Source organism: Streptomyces sp. WAC03905 (assembly GCF_057371075.1).
In genome coordinates, this window is the sequence record NZ_JBXYDZ010000003.1 from 5,683,164 (window position 1) to 5,697,816 (window position 14,653).

General features: G+C 71.4%; 12 protein-coding genes and 2 pseudogenes. 13 read left to right on the top strand and 1 reads right to left on the bottom strand.

Annotated features, from left to right (window positions below; all coding sequences use genetic code 11):
• The first annotated feature begins 31 nt into the window (after positions 1–31).
• Genes AC2RP6_RS28195 through mraY form a run of 3 tightly spaced genes read left to right on the top strand, consistent with a single transcriptional unit; the run spans position 32 to position 4,235 of the window.
• Positions 32–1,741 (top strand): UDP-N-acetylmuramoyl-L-alanyl-D-glutamate--2,6-diaminopimelate ligase, encoded by a 1,710-nt coding sequence (locus tag AC2RP6_RS28195; RefSeq protein ID WP_486448723.1) that lies wholly within the window; start codon positions 32–34, stop codon positions 1,739–1,741.
• On the top strand, positions 1,738–3,168 hold the full coding sequence (locus tag AC2RP6_RS28200; protein ID WP_486448724.1) for a UDP-N-acetylmuramoyl-tripeptide--D-alanyl-D-alanine ligase: 1,431 nt from the start codon (positions 1,738–1,740) through the stop codon (positions 3,166–3,168). Before AC2RP6_RS28195 ends, AC2RP6_RS28200 begins: the two co-directional genes overlap by 4 nt.
• The gene (gene mraY / locus AC2RP6_RS28205; protein WP_356813193.1) at positions 3,165–4,235 is read left to right on the top strand and encodes a phospho-N-acetylmuramoyl-pentapeptide-transferase; all 1,071 of its coding nucleotides are present in this window, start codon (positions 3,165–3,167) and stop codon (positions 4,233–4,235) included. The genes AC2RP6_RS28200 and mraY overlap by 4 nt, the downstream gene beginning before the upstream one ends.
• Here the strand turns inward: mraY and AC2RP6_RS28210 are convergent.
• Positions 4,208–4,459: a hypothetical protein gene (locus AC2RP6_RS28210; RefSeq protein WP_486450592.1), complete on the bottom strand. Its 252-nt coding sequence runs from the start codon at positions 4,457–4,459 to the stop codon at positions 4,208–4,210. The two genes, mraY and AC2RP6_RS28210, sit on opposite strands and share 28 nt — an antisense overlap.
• Here AC2RP6_RS28210 and murD point away from each other — a divergent pair.
• From murD to AC2RP6_RS28260, 10 genes and pseudogenes are all read left to right on the top strand, one after another.
• Positions 4,349–5,795: pseudogene (murD, locus tag AC2RP6_RS28215) on the top strand (UDP-N-acetylmuramoyl-L-alanine--D-glutamate ligase). The gene AC2RP6_RS28210 and the pseudogene murD overlap by 111 nt on opposite strands.
• 70 nt (positions 5,796–5,865) lie before the next feature.
• Positions 5,866–7,236, top strand: a complete 1,371-nt coding sequence (ftsW, locus tag AC2RP6_RS28220) for a putative lipid II flippase FtsW (protein WP_486448725.1) — start codon at positions 5,866–5,868, stop codon at positions 7,234–7,236.
• A gap of 6 nt (positions 7,237–7,242) precedes the next feature.
• Positions 7,243–8,337: an undecaprenyldiphospho-muramoylpentapeptide beta-N-acetylglucosaminyltransferase gene (murG, locus tag AC2RP6_RS28225; RefSeq protein ID WP_356813196.1), complete on the top strand. Its 1,095-nt coding sequence runs from the start codon at positions 7,243–7,245 to the stop codon at positions 8,335–8,337.
• Positions 8,338–8,644: 307 nt separating this feature from the next.
• The gene (locus AC2RP6_RS28230) at positions 8,645–9,223 is read left to right on the top strand and encodes a cell division protein FtsQ/DivIB (protein ID WP_486448726.1); all 579 of its coding nucleotides are present in this window, start codon (positions 8,645–8,647) and stop codon (positions 9,221–9,223) included.
• Between the two features lie 279 nt (positions 9,224–9,502).
• On the top strand, positions 9,503–10,708 hold the full coding sequence (gene ftsZ, locus AC2RP6_RS28235) for a cell division protein FtsZ (protein ID WP_486448727.1): 1,206 nt from the start codon (positions 9,503–9,505) through the stop codon (positions 10,706–10,708).
• Positions 10,709–10,725: 17 nt separating this feature from the next.
• Positions 10,726–11,493, top strand: coding sequence for a peptidoglycan editing factor PgeF (gene pgeF / locus AC2RP6_RS28240; RefSeq protein WP_486448728.1), 768 nt, complete (start codon positions 10,726–10,728; stop codon positions 11,491–11,493).
• Positions 11,480–12,200: pseudogene (locus tag AC2RP6_RS28245) on the top strand (YggS family pyridoxal phosphate-dependent enzyme). Before pgeF ends, AC2RP6_RS28245 begins: the two are co-directional and overlap by 14 nt.
• A gap of 149 nt (positions 12,201–12,349) precedes the next feature.
• Complete coding sequence (locus AC2RP6_RS28250) at positions 12,350–12,967, top strand: cell division protein SepF (RefSeq protein ID WP_030031797.1); 618 nt, start codon at positions 12,350–12,352, stop codon at positions 12,965–12,967.
• 60 nt (positions 12,968–13,027) lie between these two features.
• Positions 13,028–13,324, top strand: coding sequence for a YggT family protein (locus AC2RP6_RS28255; protein WP_486448729.1), 297 nt, complete (start codon positions 13,028–13,030; stop codon positions 13,322–13,324).
• An 82-nt stretch (positions 13,325–13,406) separates the two neighbouring features.
• The gene (locus tag AC2RP6_RS28260) at positions 13,407–14,600 is read left to right on the top strand and encodes a DivIVA domain-containing protein (protein WP_486448730.1); all 1,194 of its coding nucleotides are present in this window, start codon (positions 13,407–13,409) and stop codon (positions 14,598–14,600) included.
• Positions 14,601–14,653 lie beyond the last annotated feature (53 nt).

A 14,653-nucleotide genomic window follows, 5' to 3' on the forward strand; every position in this document is an offset into this window, starting at 1 on the left:
CTGCCCGCCACAAGAGCGTGAGGCACCACCAGTGACAACGATCACCCCGAAACCCGGGAACCGACCGGACACCCCAGCCGGGGCCGGGCCCTCACTTCGCGACCCGGCCGCCGCGCCCGGTACGCTCACCGCCGTGCCCCACGCTGATCAGCCCAGAACCACCCAGCAAGACGCCCCGGCAACGCCGCCGGGACCGCCCAGGCCCGCGTCCGCCACTGCGAGCCCGCTGGGCGAGCTGGCCGCGCTGCTGGGCGTCCCGTCGCCCGGCGCGGCGCAGATCACCGGGATCACGCACGACTCCCGTGCGGTCCGCCCCGGAGACCTGTACGCGGCCCTGCCGGGAGCCAGGACCCACGGCGCCGACTTCGCCGCCCAGGCCGCCGGCCTCGGCGCCGCCGCCGTGCTGACCGACCCCGCCGGCGCCGAGCGCGCCGCGGCGACCGGCCTGCCGGTCCTGGCCGTCGCCGACCCGCGCGGCCGGATGGGCGAGCTCGCCGCCGCGATCTACGGCCGGCCCGGCGACGGCCTCCTCCAGATCGGCATCACCGGAACCTCCGGCAAGACCACCACGGCGTACCTCGTCGAGGGCGGCCTGCGCGCGGCGGGCCGCAGCACCGGACTGGTCGGCACCGTCGAGATGCGCATCGGCGACGAGCGCATCAAGTCCGAGCGGACCACCCCCGAGGCGACCGACCTCCAGGCCCTCTTCGCGGTCATGCGCGAACGCGGCGTCGAGGCCGTGGCCATGGAGGTCTCCAGCCACGCCCTGGTGCTCGGCCGCGTCGACGGCTGCGTCTTCGACGTCGCCGTCTTCAACAACCTGAGCCCCGAGCACATGGAGTTCCACTCCGACATGGAGGACTACTTCCAGGCGAAGGCGGGGCTCTTCACCCCCCGCCGCTCCCGCCTGGGCGTGGTCAACCTCGACGACGAGTACGGCCGCCGGCTGGCCAAGGAGGCGACCGTCCCGGTCGTCACCTTCTCCGCCGCGGGCGACCCGGCCGCCGACTGGCGCGCCGAGGACGTCGTCACCGGCCACATGGACTCCACGCTGACGCTGGTCGGCCCCGAGGGACAGCGCGTACGGGCCAAGGCCCCGCTGCCCGGCCCGTTCAACGTCGCCAACACCGTCGCCGCGATCGTGACGCTCGCCGCCGCCGGCCTCGACCCGCAGACCGCCGCCGACGGCGTCGCCGCGGTCCCCGGGGTCCCCGGCCGACTGGAGCGGGTGGACGCGGGACAGCAGTACCTCGCCGTCGTCGACTACGCCCACAAGACGGACGCCGTCGAATCGGTGCTGCGCGCCCTGCGCGAAGTCACCACCGGCAAGCTGCACATCGTGCTCGGCTGCGGCGGCGACCGCGACACCACCAAGCGGGCCCCGATGGGCGCCGCGGCCGCCCGGTTCGCCGACGTGGCCGTCCTGACCTCCGACAACCCGCGTTCCGAGGACCCGCTCGCGATCCTCGCCGCGATGTTCGGCGGCGCCGTGTCCGTACCGCCCGCCGAGCGCGGCACCGTCCTCGTCGACGCCGACCGGGCGGCCGCCATCGCCGCCGCCGTCGCGCGCGCCGAGCCCGGCGACACCGTGCTCGTGGCCGGCAAGGGCCACGAGCAGGGCCAGGACACCGCAGGGGTGGTCCGGCCCTTCGACGACCGCACGGTGCTCCGCGCCGCGATCGAACACCAACGCGTGCTCGATCGAACGACCCAGGTCCGACAGGCCGAGGTGAACCAGTGATCGCCCTTTCCCTCGCCGAGATCGCCGACATCACCGGCGGGCGGCCCCACGACATACCGGATCCGTCCGTCCAGGTCACCGGTCCCGTCGTCTACGACTCCCGCGAGGTCCGGCCCGGCAGCCTGTTCGCCGCCTTCGTCGGCGAGCGGGTGGACGGCCACGACTACGCCGGGGGAGCGGTGGCCGCCGGCGCCGTCGCCGTCCTCGCGACCCGGCCCGTCGGCGTCCCGGCCATCGTCGTCCCCGACGTGGTGGCAGCCCTCGGAGCGCTCGCCCGCGCCGTCGTCGCCCGCCTCGGCACCGACGTCGTCGCCCTCACCGGGTCCGCGGGCAAGACCTCCACCAAGGACCTCATCGCGCAGGTGCTCCAGCACCACGCGCCGACCGTGTGGACCCCCGGAAACCTCAACAACGAGATCGGCCTGCCGATCACGACGCTCCGCGTCACCGAGGACACCCAGCACCTCGTCCTGGAGATGGGCGCCCGCGGCATCGGCCACATCCGCTACCTCACCGGACTGACACCCCCTCGGATCGGTCTGGTCCTCAACGTCGGCACCGCGCACATCGGCGAGTTCGGCGGCCGCGAGCAGATCGCCCAGGCCAAGGGCGAGCTCGTCGAGGCGCTCCCGGCCGAGGCGGAGGGCGGCGTCGCCGTCCTCAACGCCGATGACCTGCTGGTTCGTTCCATGGCCGCGCGCACGAAGGCCCGTACGGTGCTGTTCGGAGAGGCCGACGACGCCGAAATCCGGGCCACGGAAGTCCGCATGACGGACAAGGGGCAGCCTTCCTTCACACTGCACACACCGACCGGGTGCAGCGACGTGACCTTGCGGCTGTACGGTGAGCACCACGTGTCGAACGCGCTCGCCGCGGCCGCCGTCGCCCACGTCCTGGGCATGTCCGTCGAGGAGATCGCCACCGCGCTCTCCGGGGCGGGCACGCTGTCGCGGTGGCGGATGGAGGTCACCGAGCGGGCGGACGGTGTGACGATCGTCAACGACGCCTACAACGCGAACCCGGAGTCCATGCGGGCCGCACTGCGCGCGCTCGCCGCGATGGGTGGTGGCGGCAGTGCGGACGGGGGGCGCACGTGGGCGGTGCTCGGCCCGATGGCCGAGCTCGGAGACGACGCTCTCGCCGAGCACGACGCGGTCGGACGACTTGTCGTCCGGCTCAACGTGAGCAAGCTCGTCGCGGTCGGGGGCAGGGAAGCCTCCTGGCTGCAACTGGGCGCATATAACGAGGGTTCGTGGGGTGAGGAGTCGGTGCTCGTGTCCGACGCGCAGGCGGCGGTCGACCTGTTGCGCAGTGAGCTGCGCCCGGGTGACGTCGTGCTGGTGAAGGCTTCCAGGTCGGCCGGTCTGGAGCGGGTGGCGCAGGCCCTGCTCGAGGGCACTGTCGAGGGCGAGGTCGCCGGCCGATGAGGCAGATCCTGTTCGCCGGTGTCATCGGCATGTTCCTGACCGTCGTCGGCACCCCGCTGCTGATCAAGCTGCTCGCCCGCAAGGGCTACGGCCAGTTCATCCGCGACGACGGCCCGCGCGGCCACGCCGGGAAGAAGGGCACGCCCACCATGGGCGGTATCTCCTTCATCCTGGCGACGCTCGTCGCGTACGCGCTGACGAAGATCCTCACGGGCTCGGAGCCGAGCTTCTCGGGCCTGCTCGTGCTGTTCCTGATGGCGGGCATGGGTCTCGTCGGCTACCTCGACGACTACATCAAGATCGTCAAGCGGCGCTCGCTGGGTCTGCGGGCCAAGGCGAAGATGGCGGGCCAGCTGATCGTCGGCATCGCCTTCGCGGTGCTCGCACTGCAGTTCAAGGACTCGCGCGGGCTGACCCCGGCCTCCACCAAGCTGTCGTTCGTCACGGACTTCGGCTGGTCGATCGGCCCGGTGCTCTTCGTGGTCTGGGCGCTGTTCATGATCCTGGCCATGTCCAACGGCGTGAACCTGACGGACGGTCTGGACGGCCTGGCCACCGGCGCCGCCGTGATGGTCTTCGGCGCCTACACCTTCATCGGCGTCTGGCAGTTCCAGGAGTCGTGCGCGATGGCGGCCGACCTCACCAACCCGAACGCCTGCTTCGAGGTGCGCGACCCCCTCGACCTGGCCGTCGTGGCCTCCGCCCTGATGGGCGCCTGCTTCGGCTTCCTGTGGTGGAACACCTCGCCCGCCAAGATCTTCATGGGTGACACCGGTTCGCTGGCCCTCGGCGGCGCGCTCGCCGGCCTCGCCATCTGCTCCCGCACGGAGTTCCTGATGGCGCTCCTGGGCGGCCTCTTCGTGCTCATCACGATGTCGGTCGTCATCCAGGTCGGCTCCTTCAAGCTGACCGGCAAGCGCGTCTTCCGGATGGCGCCGCTCCAGCACCACTTCGAACTCAAGGGCTGGTCCGAAGTCCTCGTCGTGGTCCGCTTCTGGATCATCCAGGGCATGTGCGTGATCGTGGGTCTCGGTCTCTTCTACGCGGGATGGGCAGCCGACAAGTGACCTCCTCCGACCTGGCCGGCGTGCTCGGCCCCGACGCCCTGGGCCGGTTCGGCCTGCCGGGCCGGATCACCGTGGCAGGTCTCGGCATCAGCGGGATCAGCGCCGCCCGGGCCCTGGCCGGGCTGGGTGCGCGCGTGACCGTCGTCGACAACGGCGACGGCGACGCGCACCGGGCCAGGGCCGCCGAGCTCGCCGAGCTCGGCATCGAGGTCCGCCTCGGCCACCTGCCCGACGGAGCCCGGGCGGGCGAGACGCTGCCCGAGGGCACCGAACTGGTCGTCACCTCGCCCGGCTGGCAGCCCGAGAGCCCGCTCTTCCTGGCCGCCGCCGCGGCGGGCGTCGACGTCGTCGGCGACGTCGAGGTCGCCTGGCGCCTGCGCGGGGCCGGCGCGGAACTCCGTACCGCCCGCCGGGCCGGCTCGCAGGGCGCCGACGGCGCCGGCGACCGGCCTCCGGCCGCGCCCGCCGAATGGCTCGCGATCACCGGGACCAACGGCAAGACCACCACCACGCAGATGCTCGCGTCGATCCTGAAGGCCGCCGGCCTGCGCACCGCCGCCGTCGGCAACATCGGCACCCCCATCATCGACGTGGTGCTCGGCGAGCAGGAGTACGACGTGCTCGCCGTCGAGCTTCTCCAGCTACCAGCTGCACTGGGCGCCCTCGCTGCGCGTCCACTCGGCGGCCGTGCTCAACCTGGCCCCCGACCACCTCGACTGGCACGGCTCCATGCAGGCGTACGCCGCCGACAAGGGCCGGATCTACGAGGGCAACACGGTGGCCTGCGTGTACAACGTGGCCGACCCGGCCACCGAGGAACTGGTCGTCGAGGCGGACGTCGAAGAGGGCTGCCGTGCGATCGGCTTCACCCTCGGCGCCCCCGGCCCCTCCATGCTCGGCGTCGTCGACGGCATCCTCGTCGACCGCGCCTTCGTGGAGAACCGGCAGAAGAACGCCCAGGAGCTCGCCGAGGTCAAGGACGTCAACCCGCCGGCCCCGCACAACATCGCCAACGCCCTCGCCGCCGCGGCCCTGGCCCGCGCCTTCGGCGTGGAGCCGCGCGCGGTCCGCGACGGGCTGCGCGACTTCCGTCCGGACGCCCACCGGGTCGCCCGGGTGGACGAGGTCGGCTCCGTCGTCTACGTCGACGACTCCAAGGCCACCAACACCCATGCGGCGGAGGCCTCCCTCGCCTCCTTCGACAAGGTCGTGTGGATCGCCGGCGGTCTCGCCAAGGGCGCGACCTTCGACGAACTCGTGCAGAAGTCGGCCGCGCGGATGCGCGGCGCCGTCCTGATCGGCGCCGACCGGGCGCTGATCGCCGAGGCGCTGGCGCGACACGCCCCCGAGGTCCCGGTCGTCGACCTCGACCGGACCGACACTGGGGCGATGCTCGCAGCGGTCCGCGAGGCGGCCGCGCTCGCCGAGCCCGGCGACACGGTCCTGCTGGCACCGGCCTGCGCCTCGATGGACATGTTCGCGAACTACAACAAGCGCGGGGAAGCGTTCGCCGACGCGGTCCGCGAACTGGCCGCCGAGGGCGCCGCGGACACGGCCTAGGCCGGGGGCGCCGGGACAGGTTCCCTCCGGCCGGATGCTCGCCTCGCACGAGTGGAGGGGAAGATCACAGATGCCGGCCAAGCAGATGCTGCCGGGGCGGCGGCCGTCCGCCGTGAAGGCGCAGGGCCGCAAGCGCCCCGGTGTGAGTGCGAAGCGCCCGGCCCGGCCCGCCGGGCGCGGGCCGCTGGCCGGTCTCCGGCGCACGCAGCAGCAGTTGCGCAAGGCGTGGGACCGCCCGCTCACGGCTTATTACCTGATTTTCGGCAGTTCCCTGCTCATCACCGTGCTCGGCCTGGTGATGGTGTATTCCGCCTCTATGATCAAAGGCCTCCAGCTGGGCCTGGGGGACGCGTACTTCTTCAAGAAGCAGTTCCTGGCCGCCCTCATCGGCGCGGGCCTGCTGCTGGTCGCCTCCAGGATGCCGGTGAAGCTGCACCGGGCGCTGTCCTACCCGGTCCTCGCCGGCACGCTGTTCCTCATGGTCCTGGTCCAGGTCCCCGGGATAGGGGTCTCGATCAACGGCAACCAGAACTGGATCTCGCTCGGCGGCCCGTTCATGCTCCAGCCCAGCGAGTTCGGCAAGCTGGCGCTGATCCTGTGGGGCGCCGACCTGCTGGCCCGCAAGGGCGACAAGGGCCTCCTGAGCCAGTGGAAGCACCTCCTGGTGCCCCTGGTCCCCGTGGCCTTCCTGCTGCTCGGGCTCATCATGCTCGGCGGGGACATGGGCACCGCGATGATCCTCGGAGCCATCCTGTTCGGTCTGCTCTGGCTCGCCGGCGCCCCCACGCGGATGTTCGTCGGCGTCCTGGCCTTCGCGGCTGCGATCGTCGCCCTGCTCATCAAGACCAGCCCGCACCGGATGGACCGGCTGGAGTGCATCGGGGCGACAGAACCGGGCAAGAACGACCTTTGCTGGCAGGCCGTACACGGGATCTACGCGCTCGCGTCGGGTGGCTGGTTCGGTTCCGGCCTGGGTGCAAGTGTGGAAAAATGGGGTCAACTACCGGAAGCCCACACCGACTTCATCTTCGCCATCACGGGGGAGGAACTGGGACTGGCGGGGACGCTGTCGGTGCTCGCCCTGTTCGCGGCTCTAGGCTATGCGGGTATCCGCGTGGCCGGACGCACGGAGGACTCCTTCGTACGGTTTGCCGCGGGAGGCGTGACCACCTGGATCACGGCCCAGGCCGTGATCAACATCGGTGCGGTGCTCGGCCTGCTGCCGATCGCCGGTGTCCCGCTCCCGCTGTTCTCCTACGGGGGGTCGGCCCTGCTGCCGACCATGTTCGCGGTCGGACTGCTCATCGCCTTCGCGCGGGAGGAGCCCGCCGCGCGCGCGGCCCTCGCGATGCGACAGCCGAAGACCGGCTGGAGGCGGACCGGGGTGAGATGGAAGTCGATGAGACGGCGCGTCAAGAAGCGTCCGTCCGGAGAGCGGTGAATTTCGGTGCATGTCGTACTCGCCGGTGGGGGGACCGCCGGCCACATCGAGCCGGCGCTCGCCCTCGCGGACGCCCTGCGCAGGCAGGACCCTTCAGTGGGCATCACCGCCCTGGGCACCGAGCGCGGACTCGAAACCCGGCTGGTGCCGGAGCGCGGCTACGAGCTGGGACTGATCCCCGCCGTCCCGCTGCCCCGCAAGCCCACTCCCGAGCTGATCACCGTCCCCGGGCGGCTGCGCGGCACCATCAAGGCCGCGGAGGAGATCCTCCTGCGCACCAAGGCGGACTGCGTCGTCGGATTCGGCGGCTACGTGGCCCTGCCCGGCTACCTCGCGGCCAAGCGGCTCGGGGTGCCGATCATCGTCCACGAGGCCAACGCCCGGCCCGGACTGGCCAACAAGATCGGCTCCCGGTACGCGCACGCCGTCGCGGTCTCCACCCCCGACAGCAAGCTGCGCGGCGCCCGCTACGTGGGCATCCCGCTGCGCCGCTCCATCTCCACCCTCGACCGGGCCGCCGTACGCCCCGAGGCGCGCGCCGCGTTCGGCCTGGACCCCAACCTGCCCACGCTGCTCGTCTCGGGCGGCTCGCAGGGCGCACGCCGCCTCAACGAGACCATCCAGCAGGTCGCGCCGACCCTTCAGCGCTCCGGCGTGCAGATCCTGCACGCCGTCGGGCCGAAGAACGAACTGCCGCGTGTCGACAACATGCCCGGGATGCCGCCCTATGTGCCGGTACCGTACGTGGACCGGATGGATCTCGCGTACGCCGCCGCCGACATGATGCTGTGCCGCGCGGGAGCGATGACCGTCGCCGAACTGTCCGCCGTCGGGCTGCCCGCCGCCTACGTCCCGCTGCCGATCGGCAACGGCGAACAGCGGCTCAACGCCCAGCCGGTGGTCAAGGCCGGCGGCGGCCTGCTCGTGGACGACGCGGAACTGACGCCCGAGTGGGTGCTCGGCCAGGTCCTCCCGGTGCTGTCCGACCCGCACCGCCTGTACGAGATGTCCCGCGCCGCCGGTGAGTTCGGCCGCCGGGACGCCGACGAGCTCCTGGTCGGCATGGTGTACGAGGCGATCGCAGCCCACCGATCCCGCTGACGCGGGAGCACGGACGCAGGAGGCACAGGAGTGGCCGGAGCGACGACCGCACAGCGCGGAACACCGTCTCCTGATCGGCCCGGCCGGCCGCCCCGCAAGGGCGCCGGCCCTTCCCGAGCCGCCCAAGGGCTCGAAGTCCGCGAAGGCCCCGGCGAGGACCGCCCCGCGGGGCCCCGGCAAGCAGCTGCGCCGGGGTCCCGTGCTGGCCTCCCTGGCCGCCGCGGTCCTCCTCGTCGGGGGCGGCAGCTGGGTCTTCTGCGGATCCTCCTGGCTCCGCGTCGAGAAGGTCACCGCCACCGGCACGGAGGTGCTCACCCCCGAGCAGGTGCTCTCCGCCGCGGCCGTGCCCGTGGGCGCGCCCCTCGTGAGCGTCGACACCGACGAGATCGAGAGCCGCGTCCGGGGGCGTCTGCCCCGCATCGATTCGGTCGATGCGGTGCGGGCCTGGCCGCACGGAATCGGACTGAAGGTGACCGAGCGCAAACCCGTCCTGCTCATCAAAAAGGACGCCAACTTCGTGGAAGTGGACGCATCGGGTGTGCGATTCGACACGGTTCCGAAAGCGCCCGCGGGTGTTCCGGTCCTCGAATTGAACGCCGGAGGCTCCCCGAGCGCCCGGCGCTTCGACGAAGAGCGGCTGCTGCACGAGGCCGTGCTCGTCGCCGGGTCCCTCCCGGCGCCGATCGCCCGGCAGACCGTGCAGGTCAAGGTGGGTTCCTACGATTCCATCGTGCTGGAGCTGACCGGGGGCCGGTCCGTGCGGTGGGGCAGCGGCGAACAGAGCGACGCGAAGGGGCGCGCGCTGACCGCTTTGTTGAAAGCCGCCCCGAAGGCCGGTCACTTCGACGTGAGCGTTCCCACCGCCCCTGCGGCGGCCGGGAGTTGACGTCAGGTCGAACAGCGGCGCACCCTGGTTGGCCAGCGATACGGGTGATCACATAGGGTGAAAAGAAAAACGGGAGGTTCGGCGTGTTCGTTGAACACGCGCTACTTGTCGACTTAGTGTCCTGTTCGGAAGAGTCCAAGGAACAGACACACCCCTAACCCTAAACTTCAGGGTGAGGGTTCGGGTCGGCGCGTTCGGACCGTCCCTATTTCGGCATCAGTCGTCGCAACGCAGGCCCGCGAGGCGGCGACACGTAACTCGAGGCGAGAGGCCTTCGACGTGGCAGCACCGCAGAACTACCTCGCAGTCATCAAGGTCATCGGTGTCGGCGGCGGTGGTGTCAATGCCATCAACCGAATGATCGAGGTCGGTCTCAAGGGCGTCGAGTTCATCGCCATCAACACGGACGCGCAGGCGCTGTTGATGAGCGACGCCGACGTCAAGCTCGACGTCGGTCGTGAACTCACCCGCGGCCTCGGCGCCGGCGCCAACCCGGCGGTCGGTCGCAAGGCGGCAGAGGACCACCGCGAGGAGATCGAGGAGGTCCTCAAGGGGGCCGACATGGTCTTCGTCACCGCCGGTGAGGGCGGCGGCACCGGCACCGGCGGCGCACCCGTCGTCGCCAACATCGCGCGCTCGCTGGGCGCCCTGACGATCGGTGTGGTCACCCGGCCGTTCACCTTCGAGGGCCGGCGCCGCGCGAACCAGGCGGAGGACGGCATCGCCGAGCTCCGCGAAGAGGTCGACACCCTCATCGTCATCCCCAACGACCGCCTGCTGTCCATCTCGGACCGCCAGGTCAGCGTCCTGGACGCCTTCAAGTCGGCGGACCAGGTCCTGCTGTCCGGCGTGCAGGGCATCACCGACCTCATCACCACCCCGGGTCTGATCAACCTCGACTTCGCCGACGTCAAGTCCGTGATGTCCGAGGCCGGCTCGGCCCTCATGGGCATCGGCTCGGCCCGCGGCGACGACCGCGCGGTGGCCGCCGCCGAGATGGCGATCTCCTCGCCGCTGCTGGAGGCGTCCATCGACGGCGCCCGCGGCGTGCTGCTCTCCATCTCCGGCGGCTCGGACCTCGGTCTCTTCGAGATCAACGAGGCCGCGCAGCTGGTGAGCGAGGCCGCGCACCCCGAGGCGAACATCATCTTCGGCGCCGTCATCGACGACGCGCTCGGCGACGAGGTACGGGTCACCGTCATCGCCGCCGGGTTCGACGGCGGACAGCCCCCGGCCCGCCGGGACAACGTCATCGGCGCCGCGTCCACCAAGCGCGAGGAGCCGGCCCCGGCTCCGGTCCGCGCCGCCGAGCCGGCCCGCCCGGCCTTCGGCGGACTCGGCACGGTCCCCCCGCGCGAGGAGCCCCCGGCCCCCGTCGAGCCGGCCCCGGTCGAGGTCCAGGCCCCGGCGCCGCAGGTCCCCACGGCCCGGCCGTACCAGGACAGCCCGGCCGAGGAACTGGATGTCCCGGACTTCTTGAAGTGACACCGGAGCAGCATCACGTGGGCGGCGCCCACTTCGCCTTCACCGACCGGTGGGGCGGGGTGAGCGCCGTTCCGTACGAAGAGCTCAACCTCGGCGGCGCGGTCGGAGACGACCCGGCCGCCGTTCGCGCGAACCGGGCCGAGGCGGCGCGCTCCCTGGGACTCGACCCGGACCTGGTGGTCTGGATGAACCAGGTGCACGGGCGGGACGTCGCGGTGGTGGACGGCCCCTGGGGCGCGGACACCGGGATCCCGGCCGTGGACGCGGTGGTGACCGCCCGTCGGGGACTCGCCCTCGCCGTGCTCACCGCCGACTGCACGCCCGTCCTGCTGGCCGACCCCGTCGCCGGGGTGGCCGCGGCCGCCCACGCCGGGCGGCCCGGACTGGTCGCCGGGGTGGTGCCCGCGGCCGTGGAGGCGATGGTCTCCCTCGGCGCCGAACCGGGCCGGATCGTCGCCCGCACCGGACCCGCGGTCTGCGGGCACTGCTACGAGGTGCCGGCCGAGATGCGGGAGTCGGTCGCGGTAGTGGTGCCCGCCGCCCGGGCCGAGACCAGCTGGGGCACACCGGCGGTCGACGTCGTCGCGGGGGTGCACGCGCAGCTCGCGGAGGCGGGGGTGGTGAACGGCCTGCGCTCACCGGTCTGCACACTGGAGTCGCGGGACCACTTCTCGTACCGCCGCGACCGGGTCACCGGCCGACTGGCCGGATATGTCTGGTTGACGGAGCTTTCCCGGGGGGAGGACCCCCGGACCCCGGGGGAAAAGAAGAATGACGGATCGTAAGTCGGAAGCTCGCCGCGAACCTGGCGCGGGTGGAGGAGCGCATCTCGTCCGCCTGTGCCGCGGCGGGGCGGGACCGGGGGGAGGTGACGCTCGTCGTGGTCACCAAGACCTACCCCGCGAGCGACGTACGACTGCTGGCGGAGCTGGGCGTCCGTCATGTTGCCGAGAATCGCGACCAGGACGCCGCCCCCAAGGCCGCGGCCTGCTCGGATCTGCCGCTCACCTGGCACTTCGTCGGCCAGTTGCAGACCAACAAAGTCCGTTCCGTGGCGGGATACGCGCACGTCGTGCAGTCCGTCGACCGCCCCCGGCTGGTGACCGCCCTGTCGGCGGCCGCGGCCGGCGCCGGCCGCGAACTCGGCTGCCTCGTCCAGATCGCCCTCGACGCCGAGTCGGGCGAGCGGGGGACCCGGGGCGGCGCCGCCCCGGAGCAGCTCGCGGAGTTGGCGGACCTCGTCGCCGGGGCGCCCGGACTGCGGATCGACGGACTGATGACCGTCGCACCGCTGTCCGGCCCCTACGCGGGACGCGAACGGGCCGCCTTCGAGCGGTTGATGGAATTGTCATCCCGCATGCGCGCGGACCATCCGACTGCCACGATGGTGTCGGCCGGGATGAGCGCAGACCTGGAACAGGCCGTTGCGGCCGGTGCGACACATGTACGCGTCGGCACTGCGGTACTCGGCGCGAGACCCCGGCTCGGGTAACGTCGCGAAGAAAGTCGGACCACAGCAGAAAATATGGTCATTCCCGTCGATGAGCGGGCAGACCACGTGGATCGCGGGCAGTTGGTGACATTCGTGACACGGCGGCACCTGCGACAGGGCGATCCACCACAGAGCGGAGGACTCGGAGAATGGCCGGCGCGATGCGCAAGATGGCGGTCTACCTCGGCCTCGTGGAGGACGACCGGTACGACAACCCGGGGTACGACCCCGACGACGAGTTCGAGCCCGAGCCGGAGATGGAGCGGGCTCGGGAGCGGGATCGCCGACAGCAGCCCGTGCACCAGTCGCCCGTATCGGACGAACCGGTACGAGCCGTACAGCCTCCGGCGCAGCGGGAACCCATCCCAATTCCGGTGGAAAACGGACGTCCTGCGCGAATTGCCCCCGTGGCATCCATCACACCTGATCGCACGAACCTGGAGAAGAACGCCCCCGTGATCATGCCCAAGGTCGTCTCCGAGCGGGAGCCGTACCGCATCACGACACTGCACCCCCGGACCTACAACGAGGCCCGTACCATCGGGGAACACTTCCGTGAGGGCACTCCGGTGATCATGAATCTCACGGAGATGGACGACACGGACGCGAAGCGTCTCGTGGACTTCGCCGCCGGACTCGTGTTCGGTCTGCACGGCAGCATTGAACGCGTGACACAGAAGGTGTTCCTGCTGTCGCCTGCTAACGTCGATGTCACGGCGGAGGACAAGGCCCGCATCGCGGAGGGCGGGTTCTTCAACCAAAGCTAGACCGATCCGTCAGATACGGGACCGGGAACAGATCGGGAAACGGGGAGAGGGAAGCACGGGATGGGCATCGCGCTGCAGGTGATCTACATCGTGCTGATGTGCTTCCTGATCGTGCTGATCTTCCGACTGGTCATGGACTATGTGTTCCAGTTCGCACGTTCATGGACACCCGGCAAGGCGATGGTGGTCGTTCTGGAGGCCACCTACACTGTCACCGATCCACCGCTCAAGCTCCTTCGGCGGTTCATCCCGCCGTTGCGTCTCGGCGGCGTGGCACTCGACCTGTCCTTCTTCGTTCTGATGATCATCGTTTACATCCTCATCAGCTTCGTGAGCACCGCTGCGAGAAGCGTGTGAACGATGAGCTTCCCCGCACGCGCGGGGACGGTCCCGATACGGTCCAGCCGACTGCCGACGACTACGTAGAGGTGAAGAAGACATGCCGCTGACTCCCGAGGACGTGCGGAACAAGCAGTTCACGACCGTCCGCCTCCGAGAAGGCTATGACGAGGACGAGGTCGATGCCTTCCTCGACGAGGTCGAGTCCGAACTGACGCGCCTGCTGCGCGAGAACGAGGACCTGCGCGCCAAGCTGGCTGCCGCCACGCGTGCCGCCGCGCAGAACCAGCAGCAGCAGAACATGCGCAAGCCCGAGCCCCAGGACCAGCGCGGCCCCGGCGCCCCCGTGCCCGCGGCCATATCCGGCCCGCCGCAGCAGCAGAACCCGCAGATGGGCCCGCCCCAGCTGCCGGGCGGCGCGCCGCAGCTCCCGCCGGGCCCCGGCGGCCAGGGCCAGCAGGGCCCCGGCCCGATGGGCGGCCCCATGGGCGGACCCATGCAGCAGCACCCCATGGGCGGACCGCAGGGCATGGGCCAGCAGCCCATGCAGCAGCAGCAGTCGATGGGCGGCCAGAACCCGCTCGGCCAGCAGATGCAGCCCATGGGTCAGCAGATGCAGCCGATGGGTCAGCAGATGCAGCCCATGGGCCAGCCCATGCAGCAGATGCAGCAGCCCCAGCTCCCGCAGCAGGGCCCCGGTGGCGACAGCGCCGCCCGCGTCCTGTCGCTGGCGCAGCAGACCGCCGACCAGGCGATCGCGGAGGCCCGCTCCGAGGCCAACAAGATCGTCGGCGAGGCCCGGTCGCGCGCCGAGGGCCTGGAGCGGGACGCCCGCGCCAAGGCCGACGCCCTGGAGCGGGACGCGCAGGAGAAGCACCGCGTCGCGATGGGCTCCCTGGAGTCCGCCCGCGCCACGCTGGAGCGCAAGGTCGAGGACCTGCGCGGCTTCGAGCGTGAGTACCGCACGCGCCTGAAGTCCTACCTGGAGTCCCAGCTGCGTCAGCTGGAGACCCAGGCCGACGACTCGCTGGCCCCGCCGCGCAACCCGGCCGGTCCCGCGCTGCCCCCGTCGCCGTCCCCCTCGATGGCTCCGGCCGGCGCGATGGGCCACTCCATGGGCGGCCCGTCCATGGGCGGTCCCTCCCCGATGGGTGCCGGTCCGTCCTACGGCGGCCAGCAGCAGATGTCCCCGGCGATGACCCAGCCGATGGCTCCGGTGCGGCCGGCCGCGCCGCAGCCGATGCAGGCGCCGTCGCCGATGCGGGGCTTCCTGATCGACGAGGACGACAACTAGGCGCGGCCGCCGCGCGGTCGGCAGCAGTCACGGGCCGGGCCCGGTTCCCCCAA